Raw genomic sequence first — 9,128 nt, forward strand, 5'->3', positions numbered from 1 at the left:
ACAGGATTAATTAATGATATTAAAACAGAGATTATAAAAAAAGGTACTACAAATCCTACACAAATAGCAGAAACTATAAACAATATAACTAATAATTACAATATAACTTTAAGCGATGAACAATTAAAGCAAATTGAAGACTTAATGTTAAAAATAGCACAGCAAGATTATGACTACGATAAAATAAAAGATACTTTAGGAAATGTATCTAATAACATTGATAAGAATTTGAATGCTTTAGGTGAAAGTGTTAATAATTCTGGTATATTTGATAGTATAAAAGGATGGTTTGGTAATTTATTTGGAGGAGACAAAAACCTAGGTATATTAGAAAGTACTAACGATAATTTACTTGGTGAAAATGCTCAAATAAATGCTACTGATGATAAGGCTGTTAACTTACCATCAAGTGAAGAAGTTGAAGGATTCTTCGATAAGATTTTAAATTGGTTCACTGGATTATTTAGCTCTAATAAGATAGACACTAATCAAGACCAATCTTTAGAATCTTCTCAAGATGGAGATGCAACATCTGAAATACCACAAGCTCAATAAAGTTTGTTTACAAAAATTTAAAGAGTAAGACTATTTTTAATAGTCCTGCTCTTTTTTAATACTATTATATATACACCTTTCGCTAGAATATATTAACGCATTTAACATAATATGTTTTAAAATAGCAGATAATACATATCATAATTAAATATTTTAATAAAGTAACCTTAAGGAGATATTTGTATGGAACCTGTTAATATTAAGCGACAAGAACTTGAAAATGTATATGGAAAAATTAGTCCTTTTGAATTCAAAAATAAACTTATAGCACTAGCTACTAATCCTAATAAGAAAAGTACTCGTACTTTACTTGATGCGGGAAGAGGTAATCCTAACTGGATAGCATCTATTCCTCGTGAAGCTTTCTTTACTTTCGGTCATTTTGCTATTAGAGAAAGTCGTGATTCTTGGAGCAAAGGTCCTTTATCTGGTATGCCTAAAAAAACTAACATTGCTAATAGATTATATGAATATATTGACAATAATCCTTCTATGCCTGACATAATTTTTTTAAAACAAATTATTGATTATGGAATTAACAAACTTGGATTTGACCCTGATAGTTTTGTATATGAGTTAACTGATGCAATAATAGGAGATAACTACCCTTTTCCAGACAGAATGCTTGTTCATATCGAAAAAATAGTTAAAGAATATTTAATTCAGGAAATGAAGTATGATATTGATAAAGGTGGTAATTTTAATGTTTTCGCTGTAGAAGGCGCTACTGCAGCTATGTGTTATGTTTTTGATTCGTTGATTGCAAATAATTTATTATTAAAAGGCGACAAAATAGCTATAATGACTCCTATATTTACACCATACTTAGAAATCCCTCATCTTCCAAGATATGAATTTGATGTTGTATATATAAATGCAGATGAGAAAACCCCAGATGGCAAACATACTTGGCAATGTTCTAATGAGGAATTAGAAAAGCTTTATGATAATGATATAAAAGCTTTATTTGTTGTTAATCCTAGTAATCCTCCATCGGTTGCTATTTCTCCTAAGTCTACTAATAAACTAGTTGATATTGTAAAAAATCATAATCCTAATTTAATGATTATATCAGACGATGTTTATGGTACCTTTGTACATGGATTTAAGTCTTTAATGGCTGAACTACCTTATAATACTATTGGATCTTATTCCTATTCTAAGTATTTTGGAGTAACTGGATGGAGACTTGGTACATTAGCTTTGCACGAAAAAAATGTATTTGATAAACTTATATCTGAGCTACCTTATTCTATACGAAAAAGAACTAATAAAAGATACTGCGATATGAATTCTAATCCATCAGAGGTTCCTTTTATAGATAGAATAGTTGCAGATAGTCGACAAGTGGCACTTAACCACACTGCAGGACTTTCTACTCCTCAACAGGTACAAATGGCATTTTTTTCAGCATTTGCTTTAATTGATAGTGATAACACTTATAAAAATATGACTATAGATATTTGTCATCACCGACAAAAGTTATTATTTGATGGCTTGGGGTTAGAGCTTCCTAATGACCCTAATGATGCTGCTTATTACACTCAGTTTGATTTGTTAGAATGGGCTGAAGATAATCATGGTAAAGATTTTGCTAATTATCTTGAACAAAATTATAAACCAGTGGATGTATTGTTTGATTTAGCAGAGGAATCTTCAATAGTTCTTTTAAGTGGTGGTGGATTTGCTGGTCCTAAATGGTCTATAAGAATTTCTTTAGCTAATCTTTATGATGAAGCTTATTCAGAAATAGGAATAGCACTTAAAAAGATTTTAGATAATTATATAGATAAATGGAAAAATAAATAATTTACAAAAGCTAACTACACATTAATGTATAGTTAGCTTTTAACTAGTTATATATTGTAAATACTTTATTCCAAATTAATTTTATAAATAATAATAATACTATTAAATAAATACATGTATATAACATGCTTTTACTCACTAAGAAATGTATTAAAGCAAGTATTCCCACAGGTAACATAGACTTTAGCATTATAACTATATTTGATGCTGCATTTGCATTTGTATATTCTGAAGAAAATGGTAATTTTTTTTCATTAAATTTAAAGGTTATCATAGATGTAATTATAATTGATACAAATACTACAGTTAAATGTATTATCACATTATCTCTAAAAATAATTATAAATCCAATACTCATAACTATAAATATAGGTAATATTAACTTATATATACTTCCTTTAAACATTCCAATATATATATTTTTCTTATCTTTTATTGGTAATATATCATAAATCCAAGCTGCTTCATATTGATTAGAAAATTTAATAGTAGTTATTATATTTTGACTAATTAAAACACCTAAATATGACATAAGATAATAGGAACTTTCTCTTATACTTATCATGTAATTCTCTATACCTTGCCCATCATACATAGATAACATCATTATAAATGGCATCAATGCTCCTACCGCTAAGGATGGATATATTTTAGTCTTAAAATCTCTATCTTTACTAAGCACACTATATACAAAATCAAAAAATACTTTTTCTTCTTGATTTTTGCAAAGTATTTTACTTATTTTAAAAGATATACTTTCTTTAATTTTTGTATTTTTATATGTATTATCATTTAGTTTCTGAAGATTATACTCAAATGATGGTACTAATTTTATATATATAATAATTGAAATTATTGGTATTGCAAGTGATAATATACTCATAATTTTTATTATTATATTCACTTCTGTTCCTTTGATTAAATTAAAGTTTGCCCCAAACCACATTGGAGGTATTAATATATTCCACATCTTAGGTTCGTATATAAACTTCAAATCAACAAATGTAAATGCTCTCGCTACAAATTGATATCCTATTATAAATAGCAATAAAAATAATATTTGAAAAGCATTTAACATATCTTTTAATTTTTCACCACTAAATAACTTTAATATTACAAAGTACATTATAGCAGTTACTATAATCATTAATATATCTATCAAAAATATGCTTACTAAAAATAATAATGAAAATTTCACTCCATATCTAATACTTATTATAAGCCCCCCACCACATATTGCTAAACTTAAAAGTGATATATATATAAATATATGAGTAATCTTAGCTGCATTTAAAGTTTTATTATCTACTCCTTTCGTTGCAATTATATCTTTATCATTTATATCTAATATTACACTTGAAAAATCAGATATAAATACACTTAAAATCATTATCATAAAAAAACTAAAATATAAACTCATTTTTATAATTGGATTTATATCCATAGCTATTAATGGAGCTGAACATAAACCTGTTATTGCATATACTATTAAACTATTATAAAAATAATTTTTATCTTTAACTTCTCTATCACTATTTACTGTATTTGGCTCACGTCTACTATCTATAATAAGTTTAGATTGTATTATAAGTCTCATTATCTCATAATTTATCCCAAAGCTCTTATATATACCTTTAAACAAATCTAGTATCTTTAAAATATAAAATTCTTTCATAATTATACCTCTTTTAATATACTTACAAATTCACTTGATAAATCATTATGTTTTTTAAATCCTGTAAGTTGATTAAATATTTCTTCTAAAGATCCATCAAAACTTGAATCTTTGATTTCTTCAAAGTTTCCATCAGCAACTATTTCGCCTTCATTTAAAAGTATTATCCTATCACTAAGCTTTTCAACTACTTCCATTATATGAGATGAGTAAAATATTGTTTTTCCTTCTTGCTTTAATTTATATAATATTTCTTTTATTAAAAGCAAACTATTGGCATCAAGGCCACTTAGTGGTTCATCTAAGAATAGTATATCTGGGTTATGAAGTAGTGCACTTATTATTACTACCTTTTGTTTCATTCCTTTTGAAAAAGATGATAATCTTGAATCATATGCATAATCTATACCTAGTACCCTCATAAGCTTTCTAGCTTTATCATCACATTTTTCATAACTTAGACCATATATTTGACCAACAAATGTTAAATATTCTTTAGCTGTTAAACTTTCGTATACTTTTGCTATTTCAGGAACATATCCTATTTTTTGTTTATAGTCGTTATTTTCATTTTCTATGTCTTTTCCAAATATAGATACACTTCCACTATACCCTTTAACTAAACCTAAAAGTATTTTTATTGTAGTACTTTTCCCCGCTCCATTTGACCCTATATATCCTATTATATTCCCTTTATATATATCTAAATTTATTCCTTTTAGTACTTCTTTATCTCCATATGTCATTTTAAGGTCTTTTATTTCTATTATTTTTTCTATATTATTCATATATATCCCCCTTACATATGCTTTGTATATTATTATATAACAAACAAATATTTCAAATAAAATTACTTAGTTTATCTTCGGCTTTATGTATTAAAAATTATATTTCTTTCAATATATAAAATAGGAGTATATATAACTTTATACGTTAAATATACTCCTTATATGTTTATACCGCTTCGTTCATTTCAACTTCTTGTGGTTCGTTACCCTTCGCTGTTATCATGAATATCAAGTGAATTGCCATTCCAATTCCTATTGCTACTACCAAATCAAATACTATTGTAAGTACAAAAGTTGTTACTAATACAATTACGTCCTTTTTAGGTAAATGTAGCATTTCCTTAAACTCTGACCATTCTCCCATATTATAAGACACTATTATTAGTATAGCTGATAATACTGTCATTGGTATTAATTTTGCAAGTGGCATTAAAACTACCATTATAAGAAGTAATACAATAGCATGTATCATGCCGGATATTGGACTTTTCCCACCATTTCTAACATTTGCCGCTGTTCTTGCTATTGCTCCTGTTGCTGGTATTCCTCCAAATAATGCTGACGCTATATTACCAAGACCTTGTGCTATAAGTTCCATATTTGAATCATGCTTATCATCTATCATTTTATCTGCAACTACACATGATAATAATGATTCTATAGCAGCAAGTATTGCTATTGTAAATGCTGGTTGAATTAATGAAACTATCTTTTCTAGATTTAATTTAGGTATACTTGGCATAGGTATACTTGAAGATATTTCACTATATACACTACCTATTGTATCTATTTGAATATTAAATATTTTAACAACTATTGTCGCTAAAACTAATGCTATAATAGATCCCGGTATACTTTTATTAATTTTAGGCCAATATACCATAACTAATATACACACTACTCCAACTATAAAAGTCATCATATTAAACGTATCTATATTATGTATATAGCTTTCTACTTTTTCTAAAGCTTCTGCTGGAACATTTTTGATTTTTAATCCTAATAAGTCTTTAATTTGTGTTATAAGTAAAGTTATTGCTATCCCACTCGTAAAGCCTACAGTTATAGTTTTAGGTACATACTTTATTAAATCTCCAAGCCTTAAAAGACCCATCATAATAAGTATAAATCCTGCCATTATTGTTGATATTATAAGACCTTGCATACCATGGCTTTTTACAATTCCATAAACTATTACAACAAATGCTCCTGTTGGCCCTCCTATTTGTACTTTACTTCCTCCTAAAAACGATATAATAAATCCTGCAAATATTGCTGTTATAAGACCTTTTTCTGGTGATACACCTGAAGATATAGCTAGTGCTATAGATAATGGTAATGCTATTATTGCAACTATAATACCTGATACTATATCTTTTTTTATTTGGTTACTGCTTAAATCATGATTTTTGAACATACTAAATAACTTAGGTGACATGTATTTTCCCCTTTCAAACTTTTCATCATTATACATAATACTCCTAGTTTTGAGTAATGTCAAAAAAATTATCAGTCCCAATTATATAACTTTATACAAGTTAGCATCATTCAAAGAAGCTTTAATTATTTTTGATTAATTTATATTATTTACCTCTTATGTTTTGATGGTTTATATACTATTTCCTTCCTTAGTTCTATTACAAAAGATATCATCATTAATACTAATATTATGCTAAATGGTAATGCTGTTACAATAGACATTGTTTGAAGCCCTTCTAATCCACCACTTAATAAAAGTGCTACTGCAATAAGTGCTTGTAATATTCCCCATATTAACTTTACCTTTGTAGATGGAGTCATTGAACCTTTAGAACTAAACATGCCTAACACAAATGTAGCTGAATCTGCTGATGAAACAAAAAAAGTCATTATCAATACTGTTGCTATAATACTCATTATTCCTCCCAAAGGTAAACTATTTAAGGTTATAAATAAAGTTGAAGTCATATCTGTATTTAGCGCTTCCAATAACCTCACTCCTGTATTCATCTCTAAATTGAGAGCTGTACCTCCAAATACTGAAAACCATATACAACTAAATAAAGATGGAACTAATAATACTCCTATTATAAATTCTCTTATCGTTCTTCCTTTTGATACTCTGGCTATAAATACACCTACAAAAGGTGACCAAGCTATCCACCATGCCCAGTAAAACAATGTCCAATCTGATATCCATTTTGAATCTCTAAATGGAGTTAATCTTAAACTCATTGACACTATATTTTGAAGATAATTGCCTAAGTTATTTGTAAATATTTCAAATATAGTAGCTGTAGGACCTGCTATAAGCACAAATACTAATAGAAACACTGCAATTGCAACATTTATATTGCTAAGTATTTTTATACCTTTTTCGAGACCCGTTGAAGCTGATAGTAAAAATAGTATTGTAGCTATAGTTATAATTATCAGTTGATTAAAATAATTCACTTCAATCCCAAATATACTATTTAATCCTCCATTGATTTGCATTGCTCCTAGACCTAAAGATGTTGCTACACCAAAAGAAGTTGCAATTATAGCTAGTATATCTATACATTTAGCTTTTGCAGAATTTGGATTGCTTCCTATTATAGGTGATAAAGTTTCACTCACTAGTAACTTTTTATTTTTTCTAAATCTAAAATATGCTATTGTAAGTCCAACAAGGCAGTATATAGCCCATGCATGTAGACCCCAATGAAAGAATGAAAAAGTTATTGCTGCATTAGCGGCTTTTGGAGTTAATGCTTCTATTCCTGCTGGTGGATATATGTAATGATCTAATGGCTCTGCAACTCCCCAAAATACAAGCCCTATTCCCATACCAGCACTAAAAAGCATCCCAAACCAAGTTATATTATTAAATTCAGGTTTATCATCCTCTTTTCCTAGTTTTATTCTTCCGTATTTACTAAATGCTAATAACATCATAAATACTAGTACTAAAAATGTTATTATAAGTATCATCCATCCAAACTTAGATGTTGTAAATTGAAGAGCTAAAGTTGCTACTTGCGCTAAAGATGTTGGAGAAATAAGCCCCCATAGTACAAACAAACCTATTAATATAACAGCTGTATAAAAAACCATATGAAAAACTCCTTCTCATTTATATTTCAAGTATTAGTTTGCCTTAAATATATAATTTATATACTTTTTTAGATTCAGGTAGTTTATAATTTTTCTAATTTATGGATAAATTATGAATTACAATCTCTAAACTTGATCAACGTGCCTGTTTTTTGAGCCACGTGTGGGCGAAGTACTTTAGGCCGTTGGCGACATGAGCGAAGCAGAAATTTGTGTACTTTGCAAACTATACCCTATAGAACGAACGCTAAAAAAGCCGCTCTCAAAAGAGATGGCTTTTAATTTGATTTATTTACTGAAACATACTTACTATTCTTTATGAAAAATCTCCATAAATAATCTTTAGCTTCCTCAGCATAATCTATATTTATACGTTTACTACTTTCTATTTCAACATTATCTTCACTATATATTTTTTTATCACCTTCATAATAAAAATCACTTATGTATAATTCATTTCCTAATATGCTTTTACTATTTAAACTTTTATCTATGTTTAAAGCCATACAAAGCTTTCCTGGTCCATTTGTTATGTTCTTTTTTTGGTAACTACTTAAATCTTTGTACTCTTTTTTAAATCTATTAAAAGAAATTTCCTCTATACCTTTCATCGGCTCTACAGCTCTTATTAATACACATTCTGGTATACCTTTTATATTTGCAGATATGTTTAAACAATAATACATCCCATATATTAAATAAACATATATATGTCCACCATCTAAATATAAAGGTTTTGTTCTTTCTGTTTTCTTATCTCCATATACATGAGCACCTTTATCATTTACCCCCATATAGCTTTCAGTTTCTACTATTTTACTTACTATTATTTTACCCTCATAGTTTCTTATTAAATACTTTCCTAAAATTTGTTTAGCTAGGTTTATTCCATCTTGATTAAAAAATGTTTTGTCCAATTTTATACCTCGCTTTACTTTTATTAACTTATGTAATCCTTATTGTTGATGTTTTACTCTGTTCTATGATTTTTATTATTTATCCTATTTAAATTTTTCATACTTAAATCCAATACCTTAAAAGAATGAGTCAACGCACCAACAGAAATATAATCTACGCCTATTTCACCTATCTTCTTAATTTTTTCTAAAGACACATTGCCAGAAAACTCAATTATAGCTTTTTTATCTATAATTTTTACAGCTTCTTTAGCTAACTCTAAATCCATATTATCAATCATTATAATATCAGCATTAGCTTCTAATGCC

Annotated in this window: 7 protein-coding genes and 1 pseudogene; 2 read left to right on the forward strand and 6 right to left on the reverse strand. The window is 27.7% G+C overall.

The features are described 5' to 3' along the window. Together VLM92_RS03020 and aspD are read left to right on the forward strand one after the other, a co-directional pair. A partial coding sequence (locus VLM92_RS03020; RefSeq protein WP_325274873.1) for a DUF1002 domain-containing protein occupies nt 1-555 on the forward strand: 555 nt, incomplete at its 5' end. Nucleotides 556-738: 183 nt separating this feature from the next. Next, nucleotides 739-2,364: an aspartate 4-decarboxylase gene (gene aspD / locus VLM92_RS03025; protein WP_325274874.1), complete on the forward strand. Its 1,626-nt coding sequence runs from the start codon at nt 739-741 to the stop codon at nt 2,362-2,364. Between the two features lie 43 nt (nt 2,365-2,407). Here the strand turns inward: aspD and VLM92_RS03030 are convergent, their stop codons facing one another. From VLM92_RS03030 to VLM92_RS03055, 6 genes and pseudogenes are all read right to left on the reverse strand, one after another. Next, complete coding sequence (locus VLM92_RS03030) at nt 2,408-4,039, reverse strand: hypothetical protein (RefSeq protein ID WP_325274875.1); 1,632 nt, start codon at nt 4,037-4,039, stop codon at nt 2,408-2,410. 2 nt (nt 4,040-4,041) lie between these two features. Continuing rightward, the gene (locus VLM92_RS03035; protein ID WP_325274876.1) at nt 4,042-4,827 is read right to left on the reverse strand and encodes an ABC transporter ATP-binding protein; all 786 of its coding nucleotides are present in this window, start codon (nt 4,825-4,827) and stop codon (nt 4,042-4,044) included. A 166-nt stretch (nt 4,828-4,993) separates the two neighbouring features. After that, nucleotides 4,994-6,265 (reverse strand): SulP family inorganic anion transporter, encoded by a 1,272-nt coding sequence (locus tag VLM92_RS03040; protein ID WP_331681666.1) that lies wholly within the window; start codon nt 6,263-6,265, stop codon nt 4,994-4,996. Nucleotides 6,266-6,414: 149 nt separating this feature from the next. After that, entirely contained in the window at nt 6,415-7,902 is a 1,488-nt protein-coding gene (locus VLM92_RS03045; RefSeq protein WP_325274877.1) for a glycine betaine uptake BCCT transporter, read from the reverse strand. A gap of 278 nt (nt 7,903-8,180) precedes the next feature. Continuing rightward, complete coding sequence (locus VLM92_RS03050) at nt 8,181-8,819, reverse strand: DNA-3-methyladenine glycosylase (RefSeq protein WP_331681667.1); 639 nt, start codon at nt 8,817-8,819, stop codon at nt 8,181-8,183. Nucleotides 8,820-8,872: 53 nt separating this feature from the next. Beyond that, a pseudogene (locus VLM92_RS03055) lies at nt 8,873-9,128 on the reverse strand (nicotinate-nucleotide diphosphorylase (carboxylating)); the annotation flags it as partial.

This window comes from Romboutsia sp. (genome assembly GCF_035470145.1).
Lineage (GTDB): Bacteria > Bacillota > Clostridia > Peptostreptococcales > Peptostreptococcaceae > Romboutsia_D.